Annotated in this window: 2 protein-coding genes; both read left to right on the top strand. The window is 54.0% G+C overall.

The window, feature by feature from the left end; all coding sequences use genetic code 11:
- Positions 1 to 186 (top strand): hypothetical protein (locus CPT76_RS38605; protein ID WP_219845513.1); only part of this gene is annotated, 186 nt, incomplete at its 5' end.
- A 167-nt stretch (positions 187 to 353) separates the two neighbouring features.
- On the top strand, positions 354 to 2,020 hold a 1,667-nt coding region (locus CPT76_RS36295; RefSeq protein ID WP_219845514.1), incomplete at its 3' end, for a hypothetical protein.

Genomic DNA, 2,020 nt, shown 5'->3' on the forward strand with positions numbered 1-2,020 from the left:
CAATACGGTTGCATAAACAGAAGCAAGCATAGGGCCATCCTGCAAAGGGTGGCTTTTTTGCGTGATCATGTTCCTCCGACAATTATTAAGTTGCATGAACGATATTTAATTCCCAAGGGTGTTTCTTACGAAAGTACTGCCTATGTGAAAAAACGGAAGTGTACGCTGCAGGCTGCACCGCTTTAGACTATTTTTGAAAGCGCTTTATTCATTGGCGAAAGGTTCTGACTGCTTAAACAGCATTCAAAGCATGGGCAAAAGTCGAGGTCATCTTGCGCCAACAGGAGGTGGGGAAGTCTCCCGGGACGGGGAGGATGTGTGTACGATACCTAGACAGGAGGTTATTCGATTTGATGCGTAAAAGATGGAAAGCAAAGCTCGCGGTGCTTAGAGCTATTCCCGCTATCGTGCTGGCTGCCGGTACGGTTCCGTTCGGAATGCAGCCGGCCAGCGCAGCCGCGGAGAAATTCCCGACCTTCGTTCAGCACGCTGTCCCCAGCCTCACCTCCGGTACGGCCGATATCGCCGGCACCGCGTTTGTGGATCAGGACGGGGAGTTTCACTGGATGTATTCCGTCTCCAACTATGAGCAGGCGGACAACGGGGGATCCTGGATCAAGTACAACACCAGCACGGACCTGGGCAAGCTGAACACGAATTGGGGCACCCCTGTGACTTATAATTCTTACTGGAACCGGCCGGGGACGATCAATTACAAAATCGACGAAACGAACGGCATTCCGACGCCTTATCAGGATGATCACAACGACGGTATCGGCATTTGGGTCGATCCGGATACCGGTTACTGGTACTCGCTCACCAATGATGAGTATCAATTTAATCCATTTGCTACCGGGAACCCGACGAATAACCAGCGGATCGCCACGGGCGTGCACAACAACCGCGTTCTCTCCATGTACTCGACCGATAAAGGAAAGACATGGAACCTGATCGGACAGGTGGCAACCTCGCCGTGGAACGACAGTGACGAAGCGGTCACCGCGAGCGGTTTTCCGGGGAAGACCTGGTCGTACGGGGTGGCCGGGACGCGCTTCTTCGTCGATAACGTCAACGGTTATTTATACGTTTTATACAACAACCATATTAATTGGAAAACGGGCTACAGCAATGTCCTCACCTACTTCCACCTCGCCCGCTCGCCAATCAGCGCAAAGATGGCTGAGGGCTCGTGGGACGTATGGTACAACGGCACGTGGACGCGCTCTGCTCTAAAAGGGTATGCCGGATGGATCGGAAGTCCGATGGGGGCAGGCAGCGATCATAACCTCACGGTCAACTATACGCCAGAGACGGATGACCTGAGGCTGACCGGCATCGGGATGGATAACTCTTCGCTCGATATCGGCTATATGAAAGTTCCGAGCAGCGGTGATTTCACCTTCAAAGACCCGGCAGGCAGCACATATACGGCGAATACGGTGAGCGGAACGATCACCGGTCCTAGTGGCAGTGTCCCTTCGGTGACGTACTCCGATCCCGCACTGGATGCAACGGTAACGGTCTATGTCGAGAGCGGCGCGGTATGGATCAAGCAGGAGAACAACGCTACCGGCTATGTGACCTCGATCAAAGTCAGCGCAGGCAATCCGATCTTTAAAGATACCGTGACGGAACGGCTTTTTGTTCCGGTCAATACGCAGTACGAGAACGCCTTTTCTTATAACGTGTACAGCGGCAAATACCGCTCTGTCGGTTATGACGGCTACGTCTACGAGACCGACGATCTCGGCAAGCCGGACACCTTCAGCCTCGTCGGCAAGCTGCCTGCCACGGTGGGGAGCTATATGTCCCAGATCGATTCCGGAAGCCTGACGAACCAACAAGTCAGCGGCTATTCGTTCCGGGCGATCTCCGACTTGTCCGGCAAGCAGATCAGTTACTCCCTGCCCGAACCCGATGCCGGCCATGCCTACTATTCTTCTTACAATCCGCCGAAGGACAACGATGGGACGGATATCTCCCCGCTGTCCTCATACACGGTCTCTATCGGAGGCAGCGA

This window comes from Paenibacillus sp. AR247 (assembly GCF_002968895.1).
In the GTDB taxonomy this organism is placed as follows: Bacteria; Bacillota; Bacilli; order Paenibacillales; family Paenibacillaceae; genus Paenibacillus_AQ; species Paenibacillus_AQ favisporus.